The sequence below is a fragment of the Paracoccus sp. J55 genome (assembly GCF_000513975.1).
In the GTDB taxonomy this organism is placed as follows: Bacteria; Pseudomonadota; Alphaproteobacteria; order Rhodobacterales; family Rhodobacteraceae; genus Paracoccus.
In genome coordinates, this window is the sequence record NZ_AZVA01000016.1 from 44,695 (window position 1) to 63,614 (window position 18,920).

Sequence of the window (18,920 nt, forward strand, 5' to 3'; positions counted from 1 at the left end):
CGTCAGCTTTCATGGAAGATCCCCGCGGCATGGCCGAAGCGCAGGAAATCCTCGATGCTGCGGGCGATGTTGTCGTCGCGGACGGTCAGGGCGGCGCGGTTATAGGCGCCGATCTCGCCGCCATTCTCGGCCCCGCGGCGCAATGCGTCGGGCGTGCCGGGGGCCAGCAGGAAATAGCCGGGATCCGCATAGCGCAGGCTGGCGAAGACCGGGGCCGGGCCGCGGATGCAGCGATAAAGCCGCGGCACCAGCGACCCCTCGGGAACCAGCGAAAAGCGGATGCAGCCGACCTGCCGAGGCGCTGCCGTCACCGCCGGGGCGCTGCCCAGAAACAGCGTGTCGGTGGTGGCGGGCAGACTCTCGGCGGTCTCTTCCTCGGCGGTCAGGCCGCCGGTGAAGCCGTCGGTCTCGACCCGGCCGCGCAGCGTGCAGCGGGTCAGGCTGAGGACGTGGCGCAGCGCGTTCGGCGCCGCGAAGACCGCCCGGGCCGCGCCGCTGCCGGCGTCGATGATGCAATCGGCGAAGCCCGCCTCGACATCCGAGGCCAGCCGCACCGGACCGGTCACCACCCGCTCGCAGCTCAGCGCCATGCCCGTCGCCTCGATCAGCAGCGAGACCTCGCCGGGCGAGACCGGGTTGCCCAGCCGGTCTAGCCCCAGCCCCGGCACCAGCGTGCAGTCGCGCAGGACCAGCGTGCCGGGCGCATTGGCATTGCCGCGGATGCGCAGCATGCCGCCATGCATCCGCAGGCCGTTCAGCTCGACCCGCGCAGCGCGGCCCAGGGTGATGGTGAGGGGCGCGGAAAGCCGCAGGGTCGGGAAGCGTCCCTCGGCGGCGATCAGCCGCAGCACGCCGCCATCCGGCACTGCGATGCTGCCGCCCGAGCGGTAATGCGTGCTCTGTTCCAGCAGGAAGGTGCCAATGCTGCCGTTCTCGGCGATGCGGGTGGCGATGACCACCGAGGGCGGGATCGCCACCGCATCCTCGACCGAGCCGATCGAGGCCGATCGGTCATGTTCGCCGCCGCCGATCTCATAGGGGCGGGCGAAACGGCAGGTCACACGCACCGGGCCGGGGCGGTTCGCGCCGACCACCAGCCGGCCCAGTTCCGGATCGATCAGGGTGCGGTCGGGCAGGGGGGCGCGGTTCCACGGCTCGGTGCCGCCGCCGGCGCGGTCGCCCAGATGGGCGGCGCGGATCTCGGCCAGCGGCACCTCGGCATTGCCGACGAAGACCCGGATCGCCCGGCCCTCGCCATAGAAGCGGCCGGGATCCTCGGCCATCAGCGCGCGGCTGATCGGGATCGGCAGGGCGGATTCGCGCATCGGCTGCTCGATGGGCGGCCGGGCCTGGGCGCGGTCGAAAAGCTGCGCGTCGCAGCCCAGCGGATGGAAGCGGAAGGCGCGCCGGCCCGCCACCACCGGGTTGAGCTGATGGTTGCTGATCGGCCAGGGCCGCAGCCGCCAGACATGCAGCCCGACATTGCCCAGGTTCCAGCGCCCGCCACGCGTGTCGATGCGCCGGACCTCAACCCCGCGCGAGGCGCGCTCATAGGCCGCGCCGATCCGCGCCAGCCCTGGCTTGTCGCGGAAATCCACCGCCGCGCCCATGGCGGGATGCGTCAGGCGCATCGATTGCGCATGCACCAGCTTGCGGCCGTATTCCACCGCCAGCACCGGCAGGTTGGCGCTTTCCGAGGCCGCGTGTTCCAGCGCCCGCAGCGTGCCCTTGCGTGCGCGCAGGGCCAGCGCATCGGCGACGCGGGCGCGCAGGTCCAGCCCCTCGGGGATTTCGCCCAGGCCCCGCACGCCCAGCAGATCGCCCAGATAGGGCACCACCCAGGGCGCGCAGGTCTCGATGAAGGCATCGTCGTAAAGCCGGGCGATCTGCTCGTCCATCACCTGCGCCTCGCGCGCGATCAGCGAGGCAAGCGTGCGCAGCGGGCCGAAATCCTGCGCCTCGCGCACGTCGGTCGGGTCGAGCCGGCCCTTGACCGCCGCGCCCTCGGCCGCGTCGCGCAGCCGCATATAGGCGGGCAGCAGGGCGAAGATGTCCTCGGTCGTCAGTTTCATGCCGCCACCTCCAGATGCAGCCGGGTGGGATCCAACGTCAGCAGTTCCGCCGCGACCGGCAGCGCTCCGGCAAGGTCGGGCCGGCCGAGCGCGGCGGTCAGGCGCGGGCGCAATTGCGGTGTGTCGCCGGTATAGAGCGCGTCCAGATCGACCCCGACCACGCCCGGCGCCGATTGCAGCGCGGCGATGACCTGGGCCTGGCTGACGCCTTGCCCCAGCTCGCGCGCGTCGAAGGAAAACGCCGCCAGCACCGTCCGGCGCGCGGCCTCGATCACGTCCTCGGGCATGTGGCCGGGATCGGCGAAGAGCCGCGCCGCTAGGCCGAAGCCGACCGGGCGATAATTGCGCAGGCCGACGCGCAGGTCGGATTCGCCCGCCGCCAGCAGCGCGGCGCGCAGGTTCTGCATGTCGTCGCCGGCCTCGGGCAGGATGGCGCCGCCCTGTCCGGCGACAGTGACCAGGATCGGGCGGGCGAAGCCGTCGAAGGTCCAGTCGGCCCGCGCCTTGGCCACGGCGGCGAAGCTGCGGGCGAAATCCTCGTAATCCCGCAAGGACACGGCGCGGCCCAGCGTCAGGACGCCCATGGGCGCGTTGCGGCGCGCATCCTCCAGCCGCTCGGCATCGGCGCCGCCGGCGGGGGGCAGGGGGTTCGTCACCGCCTTCAGCCCGGCGGGCTTGGTCGCCAGCAGCGCCAGCTGCCCGGCCTCCAGATGGCCGGACAGCCCGGCACCGCGCCGATAGACCGCTTCGACATTGCCCTGTCCGGTGGGCAGGCGGGCGCCGCGCAGCCCATCGCCGAAAACGACATAGGCGCTGCCGTCCTCCTCGATGCGCAGCAGCCAGACCCGGTCCTGCGGCCCGGCGGCGCGGAAATCCTCCACCAGGTCCCAGCGGATGCGGTTGACCCGCACCTCGATCGCCGGGACCATGCCGCGCGCGTTGCGGGCCGAGACATGGGTCAGCGGCCCGGATTTCAGCTTGAAGCGCTGGAAGGTCCGGGTGGCGTCGCCGTCGCCCAGCATCTCGGCCACCGTCTCGCCATGCGTGGCCAGCGCCACATTGGCCGAGAGGCGCACCGTGGCGCGGACATAGCGATGCGCCAGCGGCTGGGTAAAGGTCAGCAGCGAATGGTCCCCGACGATCAGGTTCTGCGCCAGCACCCGGATCTCGGCCGCCGCGACGCCGGCCAGATCGGCGCGCTCGCCGGTGATGGCCAGCACCTTGCCGGGCATCAGCTGCAGCTCGGGCGTCGCGATCTCGACCTGATCGGCGCCGAGCGCGCCCGCGGCCTGCCCGACCGGATCGGTGATCGGCAGGTCGGCCAGCGGCAGCGGCTCGGGCAGGGCATGGGCAATGCTGCCGCGGGTGGTGAAGCCCGACAGCGCGATCAGCGCGCCGTCCGGCGCCAGCCCCTTGTCGTCGACCTCCAGCCGCGTGACCTTGGCCGCAAGGCCGTAGGCCTCGACGCCCTGGGTCTCGGCGGCATGGATGCGCAGCCAGGCCTCGTTCGCGGCATTGCGGATTAGCAGGCCCTGGCCGGTGGTGATCTCGGGATAATCGCGGTCGAGATAGAGATAGGCGCGGTTGCCCGGCGGCGTGTCGCCCACCTGGCCTGCGGTGGCGGTGACCGCCCCCGGCGCGCCGATCCCGGAATTCGCCGGCAGCAGCTTGACCGCGGCGGTATTGCCGAAGAACCCGGCGCGGATGCGCAGCATTGCCGGGCGGATCGGCCCTTCGGCCCGGAAATCCGAGGCCTGCACCGCCTGCCGCATCTCGCGCGGGGTCAGGCTGTGGAAATTGCTGGCGCTGGCCAGCGTCGCCACCGACCAGCTGTGCCCGGCCAGCAGCGCCACCATGCTGCTGGTCGAGAAGGCCAGCCCCGGCATCCAGATGGCCTGCAGGATCGGCTGGAAGCTGTAGGGCGGCTGGCTGGCGGGATCGCTGCGCAGCGCCAGGATGCGCCGCCCGCCGATGCCGTCGCGCAGGCCCGAGACCCGGCGCAGGAACCCGGCCTGATCGCCCGACCCGGTGGCCACCGGCACCTCGCCCTGCATCAGCAGCAGCGGATCGCCAAGCGCCAGGCGCGGCGCGTCCGGCGCCAGCTGGATCTCCTCGGCGCCCGCGGCCAGGACCTGCGGCCAGGCCATCAGCGGCCGCATGGCGTTCCATTCGGCGCGCGCCAGCAGCGGCTCGACGGTCTCGAACAGCTGCGGCAGCTCGCCGTCGCGCGGGATCGAGCGCACCTGCAGGCCCGGCGGATAGTCCAGCACCGCCTCGGGCGCGTCATGGGGCTCGGCCTCGAAGACCAGATGGCACGAGGCCGCCTTGGCCGGGGCAAGCTCGTAGCCGATCAGCCTGGCATGGGCGCGGACGCTTTCGCGCCGGGTCGCGGTGCGCAGATAGGCCTCGTTCGCCTGCCGCTCGGCATAGAAGGTCAGCGTGTCCAGCGTGGCCGCCCAGGCGTCCAGCAGGCCCAGGGTGAGGTCGTCCCGGTCGCGGCTGCGCAGCTCGGACAGGCCGGGGCGGTTGCCGTCCGCCAGCCCGCGGCGCAGCGCGGCCAGGAAGGTCGGATGCCTGCCGGCGCGGGCGCGCAGCGCCGGCAGGCCGGCGCGGTTGGCGATCGGTTCCGGCGTGGGTTTGACGCTGCTCATCTGCCCCCCCTCGTCTCGATGGTCAGCCGTCCCTCGCCGGGGCGGTTCGGGTCGTTCGACAGCACCGGGATCTCGCGCGGGCCGAAATCCAGCACGCCCTCGGCGCTGGCATCGGGCTGGCCCGAGCGGCCGAAGGCGGTGACGCGCAGGTCGGCCACCCCCGGCACATCGAGCCCGGCGCGGTAGATATGGCTCAGATAGATGCGGCTGCCGAAGGTCACGTTGTCGGGATGGAAGAAGCCCGGCCGCCCGTCCTCGGCCAGCCCGGCGGAAAAACGCGCGGCCAGCGCCTCGGCCACCTTGTCGGCAAAGGCGTCGGCTTCGGCGCAGGCGCGGATGGCGATGGTCAGCGGCACCAGGATCGGCGCGTCCACGGTCAGGTCGTGGCCCATCATCCGGTAGGGCTCGAGATAGTCGAGCAGCATCTGCCGGAAGGGCTGATCCACCGGCAGGCCCGCCACCCGGTCCACGGTCAGGAAGATCGCCGGCCAGCCGCCCAGCCAGCGCTTGCGGGCGGTGGCGCGCTGCACCTCGGGATGGGCGTCCAGCAGCGCCTCGTAATCGGCCAGCGTCACCGCCCGCCTTTGCAGGTGGAAGCCGACCGGCGCGCGCTGACGCACTTCCGCCACGGTCTCGCGTTCCGCGCCGCCGGCGGCGGGCAGCGGGTTTGTCACGCCCGCGACATTGGCCGCCACCGCGCCCGAGGCCGCGACCCGCGCCAGCGCCCCGGCGCCGATATTGCCTGCGCGGCCATGGCCGACGCGATAGCTGGCGGTGAAGCCGTCGCCGGGCCGCGGCGTCTTGCCGTTCAGGCTGGGCGAGGCGCCCTGCGGCTGGCCGAAGCGCAGCCGGGTGGTGCCGTCGGCCTCGACCTCGGGGTCGAAGACCAGCGCATCGGGGGGCTGGCCCAGCAGGTCCGGCACCGGCAACCAGCGGTCGCTCTCGTGCGTCGAGCGCAGGGTGATCTGCGCCACCGCCCGTGCCGGATCGACCCGCAGCAGCTCGGCCGCCGGGGCCGCGCCGCCGTCCGGCGGCACCGCGAAGCTCAGGTCGCGGCGGGCAAGGCGCGGATGGAAGGGCCGCGGCCGGTCCAGCGCCGCCAGCGGCTTCGGCTCGTCGGGCTGGCCGGGGGCGGGCGGCTCTTCGGGGTCGGTCAGGTCGGGGGCAAGGCCCAGCGGCTCGGCCAGCGGCTGGTCGGTCGCCGGGTCCGGCAGGGTCAGGCCGTGATCGGCCAGCACGATATTGCCAAGCGCCAGCGCCATCGGCTCGCCTTCGGTTGCGCCGTGGTCCAGGTCGAAGCGCAGCGCGTCCGCGGGCCCCCAGCGAATGCGCCAGACCCGCAGCGGCTGTGCGGCACCGCCGCCGGGGGGCGGCAGCAGTTCCAGCGGATCGGCCAGCATCTCGGGCGGGGCGGTCAGCCGCACCGCCTGACGCGCGCCGGGATCGGCGTCGGACAGCCGCCGCGTCACCGGGTCGCGGTTCTGCACCAGCACCAGCAGGTCGCCCTCGGCCAGCTGCAGCGCCTGGTCCGGGTCGCGCAGGTCGCAGAAGGTGGCGCCCCGCGCCAGCACCGCCTGGGCATCGCCCCAGTGATGCAGGGCGATGCGGTGATGGGCGGCGCGCAGGGCGGCGGGCGCCAGCGGCTCGAAGGCCACGGCGCCGGTCTCGACCGCCGCCTGCGCTGCGGCCAGCGGGATCACCGCCTCGCCGTCGCTGTCCGAGCGGGTCAGGAAGGCCACGCCCTGGTCGGGCAGGGTGAAATCCGTCACCCCCGGCGCCAGCCGCAGTTGCGCCAGCACCCGCGCACTGGCGCCGTTATGCATCCGGTAGCCGACCAGCCGGGCATGGCGCGCGGCCGAGACCCGCAGCCGCGCCGTCTGCAGCGCGTATTCGGTGCCGACATGGTCCAGCCGGTAGCTGAGCGCGTCGCCGATAAAGGCCAGCCATTCGACCAGCGCCACGCCCAGGTCGGCCGGGTTGCGCTCGGTCCAGTCCGGCACGCTGACCGCCATGCGGTCCAGCATCAGCCGGCGATAACTGTCGTAGTCGCGCGCCAGGTAATCGATCTGCGGCGGCTCGGCCGGCCGCTCGGGGGCGGGGGGCGGCGCGGCGCAATCGCCGGTGTCGCAATGCAGCCGGAAGGCGAAGCGGATCTCGCGCAGGATCGGGTCCCAGCCCGGCAGCCCGTCGCGGATGCGCAGCCGGTAGGTCGAGAAATCGCCCGCCCGGTTCACCCGCAGCCGCAGCTCGCGCCCCGACGCCTCGGCACTGATGACACTGACGCCGCGGATGCGGTCGCCGCCCTCGACCAGCAGGTCCGAGGGCCGCAGCGCCGGCGCGGTCGGCCGTCCGTTCGGCTGGCCGGGCAGCGGATGGACGAAGCGCAGCACCAGCCGGGTCATGTCGCCGGCATCGACCTCGATCCCGGCGATGCCGTTCACCCGCGCGGCCGAAGCGGCGAGCCTTTCGCGCCTTTCGTCCAGGAAGCTTTCCGAGCGTGCCATGGCCTAGACCTCGCGCGTGAAGGTGTCGCTGACCGTCTCGCCGGTGTCGCGCAGGACATAGGAGAGGGTGATCTCCAGCAGCCCCTCGTCGCGGCGCAGGCGCAGTTCCGAGACGGTCAGGATCTCGGACAGGTGTTTCTGGATCGCCGACTGGATCAGGAAATCGGCGGCGGTCTCCAGCGCCTGGTTGTTGGTGTCGAACAGCATCTCAAGCAGGCCCGAGCCGAAATCGGGCCGGTTCACCCGCTCGCCCGGGGCGGTGAACAAGACCGCCTCGATCAGGTCGCGGGCATGGCGGCGGGCGTCGCCGGTGGTGGCGGTACGGCCGGTGCCGTCGATGCGGAAGGGGGCGGAAAGATCGGTCATTGTCCTGTCACCCTGACCTGCTGCGCCACGACCTGCGGCGGGCCGGCGGGCCCGGCCGCGCCGATGCAGATGCCGCCCGAGGAAGACAGCAGCGCCGGGCTGCCCTCGATCGTCACGCGGGTCGCGGGCGTGGTCCATTGCACCTGCGTGCAGGGCTTCGGCCCGTCCGGCGTCGAGAACGAGCAGCCCGCAATGGTCATCATATGCGCCACCGTCACCGCCGGCTGGCCGCCCAGCTGCACGCGGGTCGAGCTGGAGCCGGGCTGCGCCTGTCCGCCATGCGGGCACAGGATCGTCGCGCCCATGTGCAGAAGGTTGGTCATCACGTCACCTCCAATGCGCCCGAGTTCACCGTGACCTTGGGCCCCGAAAGCTCGACCTTGGCGCCGCCCGAGCTTTCCAGCGTGATGCCCTGCGCAGTGATGGTGATGCGGTTGCCGGCGGTGGTCTCGATCACCAGCGGGGCCGAGGAATTCACCTCGTCCAGGGTGATCGTGGCGGCCTGGGTCTTGATGATCTTGACCATCGGCGTCTGGCCGGGGCATTCGCCCTCGCCCCAGAAGCAGCCGGACCAGATGGGGGCGTCGATATTGCCGCCCTCGAACTCGACCCAGATATTGGCGCCCACCGGCGGGATCAGGTAGAAGCCGACGCCCGAGCCGGCGAAGGGCACCGAGGGCATGGCCCAGTTCAGCGTGTTGGTGCCGTAGACGGCCGGCACCTGCACCTGCAGCCGGCCCTTTTGCAGCGGGTCGGTGTTGTTCGACACCGTGCCGCGATACTTGCCGAAATAGCCGGCGCGCGTCGTCTGTTCGTTCATGGCAGCACCATGGGCACGGTGGTTCCCGTGCCCTCCCGGTTCAGGGTGAAGGATTGCGTCCACGCGCCGCGCGAGATCTTGTGAATCACGCTTTGCACGTAATAAAGCCCGTCATTGTCCAGCCCCGCGCCGCGCAGCCCGACCAGCCCGCGCGGCGACAGGATCGCGCCATAGCGCGCGGTATCCAGATCGCCCGTCACCTTGACCGTGTCGGTGGTGGCGTCGGATTGCGCCTGCGCCTCGCCCATGGCCTGCGCGGCGGATGGCGCGCCGCCGGTCTGGAACAGGTTGGTCCGGACCGTGGCGCGATTGGAGATCGAGGGCTGCGCGGCCAGCGGCGGCCGCAGCGCCATGGTCGAGCGCACCGGCATGGTCTGGCCGGTGGCCGGGTCCTGCACCTGGCCCTGGACCTCGGCCGCCTCGCCCGCCGCGTTCTCGAAGCTCAGCCCCGAGACGTTGCTGTCCGGCCCCATGTCGGCGGTGATGGCGCGCTGCGGCAGGCCGATGCGCGGCGGCGGCCCCCAATAGCCGGTCGAGGTCAGCGGCACCGGGCCGGGGATGATGGTGAAGATGCGGTCATGCGCCGCCGCCAGGTCCTTGAGATAGGCGAAATCGGTGCCGCGCTGCATCGGCACCCGCTCGGTCGGGTTCGGCCGGTCCACCGTCATCGGCGGGATGACCATCGGCACGATGCCATATTGCATGTAGCGCAGCAGGATCATGCTGGCGATCTCGCCCGGGCCCTGGGCGGGGTGGGTGGTCTCGCGCTCCTCGCGGTCCATGACGAAGCTCAGGTCCTTGCCGCGCAGCTGCAGCCGCGCCGGGCCGGCCGATTGCGCCGGCTTGAACTCGGCCGTCTCGACGATGCCGTCGATCAGCACCACCGGCATCAGGCCCATCACCGCCGTCAGCACGATACGCGCGCCCGCCTTCAGCGCCGGCTCGGCCATGATCGGGAACACCCCCGCCAGCGCCGGGGCGCGGATGGCGTCGAAAACCAGCTCGAAGCCCGAGACCTCGCGGTCCGAGATCGCCACCTCGGCCGAGACGAAGCGCTCCATCAGCTCGGCCGGCAGCGGCCGGGGCAGGCCCGTTCCGGCCAGCAGCGTCAGGCGGACCCCGATCAGTTCCTGCAGCATGTCACGCCTCCCCCGGCTGGGTCAGGTTCAGGCGGCGGCCGGGGATGTCGGCCAGGGCCAGCGGCTCGGGGTCGGGATTGGCGTCCATCACCCGCCAGGACTGGCGCGCGTCGCCATAGGCGCGATGCGCCACCAGGTCCAGCCGGTCGCCATCCGCGACCGCGATGCGCGCGGCGATGCGCGGCGCGTCGGGGATGATGCGGCGGTCCAGATAGGCGATGTCGCGCCCCTGCGCATCGGTCAGGTGCAGGACGGCGGATTTGGCATAGCGGGAGTCGCGGTCGATCATGGCGCCCTCACATTATCTTCACGTCCGAGCCCAGAACCGAGCCCAGCGAGTTGATGCGCCCGACCATGGCCATGGTTTCCTTGACCAGCTGGTGGCTGAGAAACATGGCATAGCCGGGATGGCTGCTTTCCAGGTCCGAATAGCTGAGCACCGCCAGATCCATCGACACCTTGGCCCGGATCGGGTTCAGCCGGGGGTCATAGGCTTCCTCGGTGATCGACAGGGATTTCAGCCGCACCGGCAGGATGCGGGTCTTGCCCCAGATGAACAGGGTGAAGGTGCCGCTGGCGGGCAGGATCTCGACCGTGCCCAGGCGCAGCAGCACCGCATTGGCGATGACGGTCGAGGCGGCGGGGTAAAGCAGCGTCTCCAACTGCGCCAGGCGCGGATGCAGGCCAAGTTCCTCGGCCTCGCCCTTTTCCAGGTCGTCGCTGGCGTCCAGCACCGCCTCGACCTTGATGACCTCTTTCGGGGCGCCGGCCAGGCGGAAGCTGTCGGCGCCGCCCTCGCTTTCGGCGGCATTGGCCTCGATGGTCCGTTGCAGGCTTTCCGGGTTGATCTGGAAGGGGATCACCTCGGGCAGCGGCACCGGCGGGCGGAAGGCGACGATGGCGCCTTTCAGCAAGCGGGGCGAGCGGGAATAGCCGGACATCTAGGCGCTCCTCACCTGGTCGATCTGGGCCTGCAGCGTGGCCTCGAAATTCGGGAAATAGCCGCGATACTCGGCGGCCAGCGCCGACAGGCTTTCGGCCTGCTGGCCAGAGTTGAAATATTCGCCGTAGGCCGAGCCGCCCTCGGGCAGCGTCTCGCCGTTCCAGACCGTCAGCCGGAAGAAGCGGACGATGTTCTCGGCCATCTGGTGCATCTCGCTGAAATAGACCGTGCCGTCCGAGAGGTCGCGGGCCACGATCCCCTCCAGCGCCTGGTCCCAGGTGCCGTGACCGGCGGTCTGCTGCTTGATCTCGGGGCTGGGGACGCCGCCGCTGACGCGGGCATAGATGGCGCCGGGATGGCCCTGCATGATGCCGATGCGCGCGCCCTGATGCGGGCTGCCCGGCGGATACCATTCCGCGCGCCGCGCCTCGGGCAGGCGGTCCTCGGGCGTGTCCTTCCATTCCGGATCCATGCGGTGGCCATAGGCCTGATAGCTGATGACCACCTTCTGCGCCGGATAGGGGCCTTGGGGCGCGAAGATCAGCTGCCTGGTGGGCGTGCGGACCCGGTGCTGGAACTGGATCAGCTCGCACAGCCCGCGCAGCCGCTCGGTCTCGCCGCGCTCGACATCGTCGGCGGCATTGCGGATGATCTGCGCCGCGAAGCGCGAGGCGATCCATTCGTGCTGGCCGGGATCGGCGCCCCTGACCGCGTCGGCCAGCCGCTGGCCGTTCCGCGCCGCGCGTTTCGAGCCGGCCTTGCCGGTCGGGTCGGGGCGCACGAAATGGCCCAGCGGCTTCGTCACCCCGCCCTCGCCGCTGCCGGCGGCGTTCATGGCGTCGTCCTGGTAATAGGTGCCCCAGCCGCCCTGCGTCATCACGCTGTCGAACTGATCGACGATCACCGTCCGGAAATAGCTGCCCGTCACCCGCTCGAAGGCGTGGTCGTGGCTGTCGGTGCCGGCGCTGCACATGGCGGTCACCGCCTCGGAGAGCGGCGTGGCCAGCGCCGTCATCAGCGCCGGATAATCCGGCCCGCCGCCGGCCAGAAGCTGGTCGGTGATTGCCAGCGTCGCGCCGCCCTCGTTCAGCCGCCGCGTCAGATGGTCGCCGAAAAGCTGGCCGACCCGCGCCGGGTCGAATGCCGGTTCGGTGCCGAGGAAGGTATCGGCATTCGGCAGGCTCAGCGCCTTGGCCAGCCGCCGCGCCTCGGCCGAGACGGACGCGTCGAAACCGCCACCGGTGAAGCGCCGGGCGGCGCCCGTGGCATTGGCCGGCCGCCGCCAGGGCTCGGTCGCGCTGCCGTCGCCGGCCAGCATGGTGGCGAAGCCGCGCCAGTCCAGCGGCGTATAGCGCGCCACGTCCAGATTGGGCAGCACGTAGCGGCGCAGGTTCTCGGACAGCGAGGGGGCCATCGCCTCAAGCTCGGGGGCGAATTTCTGGTCCAGCGGCACGATGCTGATGCCGAAGAATTCCAGCACCCGCGCCACGGCGCTTTTCGTCTGCTCGCCCTTGGCCTGCGTCTCCTGCGCCTTGGCGGCGGCCTCGGCCTTGACGGCCTCCGAGGCGCCCTCGGCCTGGGCCGCGTTCACCGCGTCCTCGGTCAGCTCGGCCTGGGCGTCCAGCTGCGCCTCCTCGGCCTTGGCGGCGGCGACCAGCGCCTCGAGCTCGGCGCGCTTGTTCGCCAGCACCACGCCGCGCCAGTTCTTCTGCGCCGCGTAATCGGTGAAGGGCTGGCCCAGCCGGCCGTCCAGCCATTGCACCAAGGGCGTCGGATCCGAACGGATGACGGGGCGCACCGTCTCGCCCTCGTCCTCGATCAGCAGGGTGTGGGCTTCGGAACCGGCGCGGAAATGGATCGGCGCCATGATCTGGCCGGCGGCGGGGGTCTCGGCCTGTCTGCCCTCTATGCCGAAGGCGGCCAGCACCCGGCGCATCAGGTTTTCCAGCGCCGTCTCGATCTTCAGCCGCACGGCGCGCAGCACCTCCTGCACCTTCTCGGGGATGCCCGAGACGCCGATCAGCCGCGCCAGCAGGTCCAGCACCACCGGCAGCAGCCGCGCCAGCACCTGCTCGACCCCGCGCATCGGCGGCTCCAGCGCGCCGGTGGCGATCTCCCAGATGGTGTTGATCACGGTCTGCACCACGGCGAAGATGCGGGCGAGCTGGGTGCGCAGGAACTGGATGAAGTTCCAGATCGTCATCACCAGCTTCACCAGCGCCCCGACCGGGTTGAACATGCCGGCCAGCCACATGATCGAGGCCAGCACCACCTTTTCCAGCAGGAAGGTCTTGAGCTGGTCCAGCACCATGTCGCGCAGCATCGCAAGGTCGCTGGTCAGCTGCTCCCACAGCCCCTGCCAGCCGCCGGTGATCAGCGCCCGCACATAGTTCAGCACGTATTCGATCTTCTGCACGGCGCTTTCGCCCAGCACGCGCACGGCGACGCGGCGCACGGTCTCCAAGGTCAGGCCGAGCGCCTGGCGCGCCACGTCCAGAAGGCCCCAGAGGTCGAATTCCGCCGGCATGGTGATGCCGCGGCCGAGCGGGCCGGTCAGCCACAGGATGATGCCGGCGATCAGGTGGCGGCGGAAATTGTCGGCAAAGCGCTGGATGCCGCCCTTGACCGCCTCCAGCAGGTTCTGCACGAAGCCGCCGGGATTGGCGACGATCAGGTCGATGGCCTGCGCGGCGCGGGCGAAAAGCTGGAAGAAGGCGTCGGGCTGGATCCCCAGCGCCATCAGGATCGGCGACAGGATCAGCCGGGCCAGCGCCGCCCAGTCGCCCGACAGCGCCGCCTGGGCCAGAGCCAGCGCCGCGTTGACCGCCGCCTGCCAGGCCGCGAGCAGCGCGTCCAGCCCCGCGGCCAGCGCGTTCATCAGGAATTCGATGCCGGCCTTCAGCGCATTGGCGATGCGGTCGATGGCCGCGGTCGCCGCCGTCACCGCCGCGTCGATGGCGGCGTTCAGCGCCGCGGCGATGGCGGGGAAATATTCGGCCAGCAGCCGGTTCACCAGGGTCTTCAGCAGCGCCCCGAAAGCCTCGATGATGCCCTTGATCAGCCCGGCGGCGGCGTCGATCAGCCCCAGCGCCGCCGATTTCACCGCCTTGATGATGTCGCGCACGGCGGTGCGCACCGCGTCGAAGATCGCATTGATCGCGGCGGTCAGCCGTTCGAGCTGCGCCTTGACCCAGTTGACGGCGCGGTCCCACCAGCTCTGGTTCTCGGATTCGCGCTCGGCCTCGTCGCGGCTCGCTTGCGCGCGGGTTTCGCCCTGCGCCACCTCGGCCTCGGCCTCGCGCTCGGCCTGGACGAAATCGGCGTCGATGCGGGTTTCAACGCGGCCGACCTCGGCATCCACCTCGCCCCGGGCCTCGCTGCGGGCCGAGGCCGCCTCGTCGCGCAGGTCCGAGACATGGCCGGCCTGCTGGTCCAGCGCGTCCTGCCGGGCGGACTGGATGTCGGCGCGCCGGGCGATCACCTCGTCGCGCTGCGCATGATCGGCCTCGGCGTTCAGCCGCGCCTGCTCCGCCTCGGCATGGGCCAGCTCCGCCTCGCGCCCGGCCTCGCGGCTCTGGGCGGCGGCGTCCAGATCGGCCTGCGCCTGGCCGAGCGATTCCTGCATCGCCGGGCCATGCGCGCGGTCGAACAGCGCCACCGTGGTCGCGTCCAGCGGCTGGGCGGCGAAGGCGGCGGCGCCCTCGACCGGGGGCAGGGCCGGCGCGGGTTCGGGCGCCGGGCGCGGCGGCAGGGCGGAGCTCTCGGACATCTCGCGCAGCTGCGCCTGCTCGGGGCCGGGGCCGTCGATCACAGCGCGGGCGGCGGCGGTGCCGGCTTCGGTTGCCTGCGTGCCGGCGGCGGCCTCCTGGTCCGCGACGCGGGCCGGATCGGTTTCGCCGGCCAGCGGCACGTCGGGGCGCGCCCCGGCCGAGGTCGCCACCTGCCCGTCGCGGGTCTGGACCCGGTCGAAGCTGCGCTCCAGCGATTGCGGGTCGCCGGCGGTGAAATCGCGCTCGAAGAGCGGGCCGAGGCTGGCATTGGCGGCCGCCTGGCCGGGGTCCGGGGTCGGCGCCAGATCGGGCAGCGGCGCGGGCGGCGGCGTCTGGGCCTCCAGCGCCCCGGCCGTGGCGGCGGGGGTTGTGACCGGCGGGGCGGCGGGCAGGGGCTCGCCCGGCGCCATCTCGGCCCGCAATTCCGGCAGGGCGGCATCCTCGGCGGCGCGGGCGCGGGCCGAGGCGGCTTCGATCCGCGCGCCCAGCCCCGCCGCCTCGCGCGCCTTGACCGAGGGCGGGGCGGCGGCAAAGGCCGCCATCACTGCATCGGCGTCCTGCGCCGCCTCCAGCGCCGCGCTGGCCGCTTCCGCCTCGGCCGCGGCGGCCTCGGTCTCGGCGCCGAGGTCGGGTTCGGGCGCCGGGCCGAGCTGTTCCGGCGCGACTGCCTCCGGCGCATCGGCTGCGGGCTGCGTGCTTGGCGGGACATGCTCCGCCAGCGGCGGGGCCGGCTGTTCGGGTGCCGGCTGGGGCGGCACGGCGACGGGCGGATCGGGCTGAGGGACCGGGTCCTGCGCGCCCTGCATGCGGAAGGCGATGGTGCCGGGGGCCAGCCGCGCCGCGACCGGCGGCGGGGGGGCGCCGAGCCGCGCCTGCAGCTCGACCCGCTGCGCCTCGGCCTCGGGGCTTGTCTTGGCGTCCTGCCGCGGGGCGCGGGATTGCAGCACATGCGCCAGCTCATGCGCGACGACCGGCAGGGCCGCGTCGCGGCGCAGGAACAGCACGCCGTCCTGCGCCGCCGCCTCGGCGCCCTTGCGGTCCAGCGCCGCCTCGACCGGGGCGCCGGTCAGCACCTGGACCGGCGGCAGCGGGCCGAACATCGCCTCCAGCGCCGGGCGGAAGGGCAGGTCGGCGCGATGCAGCCCCGGCGCCGCGGCCTGGCGCAGCCGCTCCAGAGGGATATGGTCCGGGGCCTCGGCCGCCTCAGTCCGGGGCGGTGCCACCACCACCTTCCAGCGCGGCCTGGCGCGGGCCGGCTCGCGCGGCGCCGGTTCGGGCGCGGCAGGCTTGCGCAGCGCGCTCATGGCCCCAGCCTCCGCAGCAGCGCCCGGGCCAGTTCGCGGCCCATCGCCTCGGGCGTGCCGGCGCCGACGGGCAGCCGGCCCAGGTCGACGCGCTCCAGGTCGGCGGGGCGGGTGCCGGGCGGCAGGCCGTGGCGTTCCAGAAGCGCCGCCAGCTCGGCCTCGAAGGCGCGGGCGGCGCGGGCGGCCTCGGCCTCGGACAGGCCGGGCAGGGACAGCGCGCCGATATGCAGGGTGACCGCGCCGCTCATCGGAAGCCCCGCAGTTCCGCCTCGGAAAGCGGCTTGCCGAGCTTCATGTATTCCTGCCGCGCCGCGCGCTCCAGATGCGCCATGCCCAGCCGCCCGCCGCTTTCGGCCGCGAGCCAGGCGGCGGTCAGCGCGATCGAGCGGATGAAGCCGCCGGTCACGGCCAGCCGGGCCAGCGCGTCGAAGTCGATGGCGTCGCGTGGCAGCGCCTCGGGCAGCACCGCGCGCCAGATCAGCGCCCGCTGCGCGGCGTCGGGAAAGGGGAAGTCGATCACCGCGCGGAAGCGGCGCAGGAAGGCGTCGTCCACCGCCGCGCGCAGGTTCGTGGTCACGATGGCGATGCCGGCATAGCTTTCCAGCCGCTGCAGCAGATAGGAGGTCTCGGAATTGGCGTGGCGGTCGTGGCTGTCCTTCACCTCGGGCGAGCGGCGGGCGAAGATCGCCTCGCCCTCGTCGAAAAGCAGCACCGCCCCGGCATCTTCGGCGGCGTCGAAGATGCGGCCGATGTTCTTCTGCGTCTCGCCGATATATTTCGAGGTCAGCGCCGCCAGATCGACGCGGTAGAGCGCCAGCGCGCCACCGTCCTCGCACAATTCGCGGGCCAGGATCTCGGCCGCCATGGTCTTGCCGGTGCCCGAGGGACCGCTGAAGAGCGCGGTCAGCGCCAGCCCGCGCGCCGACTTGGCACGAAAGCCCCAATCGTCCAGCACAAGCGGCCCGTGGCGGCGGCAGGCGGCAAGCTGGCGCAATTGCTGAAGCTGGGCGGGCGGCAGGACCAGGTCGTCCCAGCGCGCCTGCGGCTTGATCCGCTGCGCCAGCCCCTCAAGCCCCTGCGCGGCGCGGGCGCGGATCAGCGCCGGCAGGTCGGGGGCCAGGCCGGTGGCGTGGCTGGCCCGCGCATCCGCCATTTCGCTGCCGGGCAGCGGGGCGGCGCGGGCCGGGATAAGGCTGGCGCGGGGCCGCTGCGTGCGATGCGGGTCGATGCCCCAGAGCAGGCAAGGTCCCAGCAGCCGGTCGGCGATCAGGCAGCCCTCGGGCGTGGCGGGGATCAGCATGGCCGTTTCGGTCAGCACCACGTCGCGGTTGAGCAGTTGCGCCGCGCGGGCCGGGTCGAGGTCCTGCGGCAGCAGCCGCGGCTCCAGCGCCGCCAGGTGCAGGCCCAGCCCGGCCGCGGCCTCGGCGGCCAGCGCGCCGGCCTCGGCCGGGTCGGCGGTGGCCAGGTGCAGGATCGGCGCCGGGTTTTCCGCGCGCGCCTTCAGCAGCGCCTCGGCCAGCGCGCCCGCCTGCGGATGGGGCGCGGCCATGCAGGGCGAGAGCGCCGGGGCCAGCGCCGGATCGGGGACCGGCGCGCCGATCAGGGCCGAGGCCACCGCCTCGGGCACCGCCAGCAGCCGCTGCGCAAACCCATGGCCCGGCAGCGCCTCGACCAGTGCCCCCTGGCGCAGCAGCGCGGCGGCAGAGAGCGCCGGGCCGGCCTCGGGTCCCAGCACCATGCCGCACAGCGCCGGGGTGGCGCGGCCATGCTGGGCCAGCGGGTGCGCGGCCAGGGCGGCGGCGGGTTCGATGCCCAGCTCGGGAGCGGCGATCAGGCAGAACAGGTCGAGATCCAGCGCCGACAGGCCGAAGCGCCGGGCGATCTGCAAGAGCGCCACCGGCCCTAGGGCCGAGAGGTCTTCGATCTGCGCCAGCAGCGGCCCGGCCGGTTCGCCTTGCAGCAGCGCCATGGCGTGGCGGCCGGCCAGCTCCAGCGCCCGTGCCTGCCGCGCGGCGGCGGATATGGTCTGGTGCCGGGTCATGGGTCCAGATCCGCGACCGGCCCGTCGAAGCCCTGCGGCCCCAGCGTGGGCAGGCTGGCGGCGCCGTCGATCTCGGCCCGCACGACATAATCGGCTGCGACCACGCCGGCCAGATCGGCGCGGATGCGGTCGGTGCTGCCCTCGACCAGCCGCGCCGGGACCGAGAAGGCCGGCGCCGACCCCCCGGGCAGCGGGTTGAAAAGCAGCGCCGCCGTCTGCCGCTCGCCCACCGGATGGCCCAGGGTCAGCGTCACGCTGCCCGTGAAGCGGCCGGCGGTCACCGTGCCGGCCCGCGCCACCGCCGTCACCACCGGCGCGATGGCAAACGGCAGCGCGTTCGAGCTTTCCCAAAGCCGCTCTGCCTGGCCGGGCGCAGGCTCGAACAGGTGATCGACCATCAGCCGGGCGATGCCGGCCGGCTGGTCGGCGGGCAGCTGCAGGTCGATGCGCCGCGCGTCGACATTCGCCGCCGCTACCGTGATCGGCCGCCCGCCCAGCATGACCCGCATCCGCTCGGCGGCCAGCGCCGTGCCCTCGGCCGCCACCCAGCCGCCGGGCAGGATCGCGGCCATCGGGTCGGGAAGCGTCCCCGCGCCGCCGGGCAGCGCCGCCACCCGCAGGATGCGCGGTGCCTGCAGGGGCGCGGTGCGGCCGCCGATGGTCAGCACCGGCAGGGCCGAGCGCGCCGGGCGGCGGCTTTCGATCAGCACGCAGGCCACCTGATACAGCGCCGAGGCCCGCAGCGGCGCGGAAAAGGCCGACCAGATGTTGCTCAGCGTCTCGATCTGGCCGAGGTCGCGGCTTTCCGGCACGGCTTGCGTCACGCGGATCTGCTCGAACTGTTCGGCGAGATCCGCGGCGACCAGCAGCCGCAGCGGCGCCGGCAAGAGGCTCGCATCCACCGCCGGATCGGCGCCGCCCAGCGAGGCGCGGATGTCGGCGCGGGTCAGCACGGGGGTCTCGTGCAGCACCTGCATGCCGTAGCCCAGCAATATCTCGGCATTCAGGTCCTCGGCGCCGGTGGCGGTCAGGATGTAATGCAGGTCCAGCGCCAGCCAGGGATTATCGATGCGCGCCCCCGAGGCGCTGCGGGCCGGCAGGCGCTGGCTGGACCAGGCGGCGTTGCGGGTGACGTTCCACAGGTAGATGTTCAGCCGGTTGGTCGGCTCGGCGTCATCCTCAAGCCGGTCGGGGGGCGAGGAAGTGACGCTGAACTGGCCGATGGAATCCAGGTTGGCATTGAGCAGCCCGTCATTCAGCCGGTCCCTCAGGATCGCGGTCACGGCGGCTATGGCGAGCGCGTTCGACAT

13 protein-coding genes are annotated in these 18,920 nt (G+C 72.7%); all 13 read right to left on the reverse strand.

Annotation, left to right across the window (positions count from 1 at the left end):
* Positions 1 to 2: 2 nt before the first annotated feature.
* Genes PARJ55_RS24030 through PARJ55_RS22210 form a run of 13 tightly spaced genes read right to left on the reverse strand, consistent with a single transcriptional unit; the run spans position 3 to position 18,920 of the window.
* Entirely contained in the window at positions 3 to 2,072 is a 2,070-nt protein-coding gene (locus PARJ55_RS24030; RefSeq protein ID WP_028713680.1) for a hypothetical protein, read from the reverse strand.
* A complete protein-coding gene (locus PARJ55_RS22190; protein ID WP_036698590.1) occupies positions 2,069 to 4,723 on the reverse strand; it encodes a putative baseplate assembly protein in 2,655 nt (884 codons plus the stop codon). Before PARJ55_RS22190 ends, PARJ55_RS24030 begins: the two co-directional genes overlap by 4 nt.
* On the reverse strand, positions 4,720 to 7,227 hold the full coding sequence (locus PARJ55_RS0114415; RefSeq protein ID WP_028713681.1) for a putative baseplate assembly protein: 2,508 nt from the start codon (positions 7,225 to 7,227) through the stop codon (positions 4,720 to 4,722). The genes PARJ55_RS22190 and PARJ55_RS0114415 overlap by 4 nt, the downstream gene beginning before the upstream one ends.
* 3 nt (positions 7,228 to 7,230) lie before the next feature.
* Positions 7,231 to 7,593: a GPW/gp25 family protein gene (locus PARJ55_RS0114420; RefSeq protein WP_028713682.1), complete on the reverse strand. Its 363-nt coding sequence runs from the start codon at positions 7,591 to 7,593 to the stop codon at positions 7,231 to 7,233.
* Positions 7,590 to 7,916: a hypothetical protein gene (locus PARJ55_RS0114425; protein WP_036698593.1), complete on the reverse strand. Its 327-nt coding sequence runs from the start codon at positions 7,914 to 7,916 to the stop codon at positions 7,590 to 7,592. The genes PARJ55_RS0114420 and PARJ55_RS0114425 overlap by 4 nt, the downstream gene beginning before the upstream one ends.
* Positions 7,916 to 8,413, reverse strand: coding sequence for a phage baseplate assembly protein V (locus tag PARJ55_RS0114430; protein ID WP_028713684.1), 498 nt, complete (start codon positions 8,411 to 8,413; stop codon positions 7,916 to 7,918). The genes PARJ55_RS0114425 and PARJ55_RS0114430 overlap by 1 nt, the downstream gene beginning before the upstream one ends.
* Positions 8,410 to 9,552, reverse strand: coding sequence for a hypothetical protein (locus PARJ55_RS0114435; protein WP_028713685.1), 1,143 nt, complete (start codon positions 9,550 to 9,552; stop codon positions 8,410 to 8,412). The genes PARJ55_RS0114430 and PARJ55_RS0114435 overlap by 4 nt, the downstream gene beginning before the upstream one ends.
* Before the next feature lies 1 nt (position 9,553).
* Positions 9,554 to 9,841, reverse strand: coding sequence for a tail protein X (locus tag PARJ55_RS22195; RefSeq protein ID WP_051416282.1), 288 nt, complete (start codon positions 9,839 to 9,841; stop codon positions 9,554 to 9,556).
* A 7-nt stretch (positions 9,842 to 9,848) separates the two neighbouring features.
* On the reverse strand, positions 9,849 to 10,493 hold the full coding sequence (locus PARJ55_RS0114445) for a hypothetical protein (RefSeq protein WP_028713686.1): 645 nt from the start codon (positions 10,491 to 10,493) through the stop codon (positions 9,849 to 9,851).
* A complete protein-coding gene (locus tag PARJ55_RS23015) occupies positions 10,494 to 15,569 on the reverse strand; it encodes a hypothetical protein (protein ID WP_051416283.1) in 5,076 nt (1,691 codons plus the stop codon).
* On the reverse strand, positions 15,566 to 15,817 hold the full coding sequence (locus PARJ55_RS0114455) for a hypothetical protein (RefSeq protein WP_036698595.1): 252 nt from the start codon (positions 15,815 to 15,817) through the stop codon (positions 15,566 to 15,568). Before PARJ55_RS0114455 ends, PARJ55_RS23015 begins: the two co-directional genes overlap by 4 nt.
* A complete protein-coding gene (locus tag PARJ55_RS22205; protein ID WP_051416284.1) occupies positions 15,814 to 17,610 on the reverse strand; it encodes an AAA family ATPase in 1,797 nt (598 codons plus the stop codon). Before PARJ55_RS22205 ends, PARJ55_RS0114455 begins: the two co-directional genes overlap by 4 nt.
* Positions 17,607 to 18,920: a DUF4255 domain-containing protein gene (locus tag PARJ55_RS22210; RefSeq protein ID WP_051416285.1), complete on the reverse strand. Its 1,314-nt coding sequence runs from the start codon at positions 18,918 to 18,920 to the stop codon at positions 17,607 to 17,609. Before PARJ55_RS22210 ends, PARJ55_RS22205 begins: the two co-directional genes overlap by 4 nt.

What these genes read in the sequence shown, in the direction of transcription:
- PARJ55_RS24030 (WP_028713680.1), bottom strand. Translation starts at nt 2,072, where the DNA reads ATGAAACTGACGACCGAGGACATCTTCGCCCTGCTGCCCGCCTATATG.
- PARJ55_RS22190 (WP_036698590.1), bottom strand. Translation starts at nt 4,723, where the DNA reads ATGAGCAGCGTCAAACCCACGCCGGAACCGATCGCCAACCGCGCCGGC.
- PARJ55_RS0114415 (WP_028713681.1), bottom strand. Translation starts at nt 7,227, where the DNA reads ATGGCACGCTCGGAAAGCTTCCTGGACGAAAGGCGCGAAAGGCTCGCC.
- PARJ55_RS0114420 (WP_028713682.1), bottom strand. Translation starts at nt 7,593, where the DNA reads ATGACCGATCTTTCCGCCCCCTTCCGCATCGACGGCACCGGCCGTACC.
- PARJ55_RS0114425 (WP_036698593.1), bottom strand. Translation starts at nt 7,916, where the DNA reads ATGACCAACCTTCTGCACATGGGCGCGACGATCCTGTGCCCGCATGGC.
- PARJ55_RS0114430 (WP_028713684.1), bottom strand. Translation starts at nt 8,413, where the DNA reads ATGAACGAACAGACGACGCGCGCCGGCTATTTCGGCAAGTATCGCGGC.
- PARJ55_RS0114435 (WP_028713685.1), bottom strand. Translation starts at nt 9,552, where the DNA reads ATGCTGCAGGAACTGATCGGGGTCCGCCTGACGCTGCTGGCCGGAACG.
- PARJ55_RS22195 (WP_051416282.1), bottom strand. Translation starts at nt 9,841, where the DNA reads ATGATCGACCGCGACTCCCGCTATGCCAAATCCGCCGTCCTGCACCTG.
- PARJ55_RS0114445 (WP_028713686.1), bottom strand. Translation starts at nt 10,493, where the DNA reads ATGTCCGGCTATTCCCGCTCGCCCCGCTTGCTGAAAGGCGCCATCGTC.
- PARJ55_RS23015 (WP_051416283.1), bottom strand. Translation starts at nt 15,569, where the DNA reads ATGAGCGCGCTGCGCAAGCCTGCCGCGCCCGAACCGGCGCCGCGCGAG.
- PARJ55_RS0114455 (WP_036698595.1), bottom strand. Translation starts at nt 15,817, where the DNA reads ATGAGCGGCGCGGTCACCCTGCATATCGGCGCGCTGTCCCTGCCCGGC.
- PARJ55_RS22205 (WP_051416284.1), bottom strand. Translation starts at nt 17,610, where the DNA reads ATGACCCGGCACCAGACCATATCCGCCGCCGCGCGGCAGGCACGGGCG.
- PARJ55_RS22210 (WP_051416285.1), bottom strand. Translation starts at nt 18,920, where the DNA reads ATGTCGAACGCGCTCGCCATAGCCGCCGTGACCGCGATCCTGAGGGAC.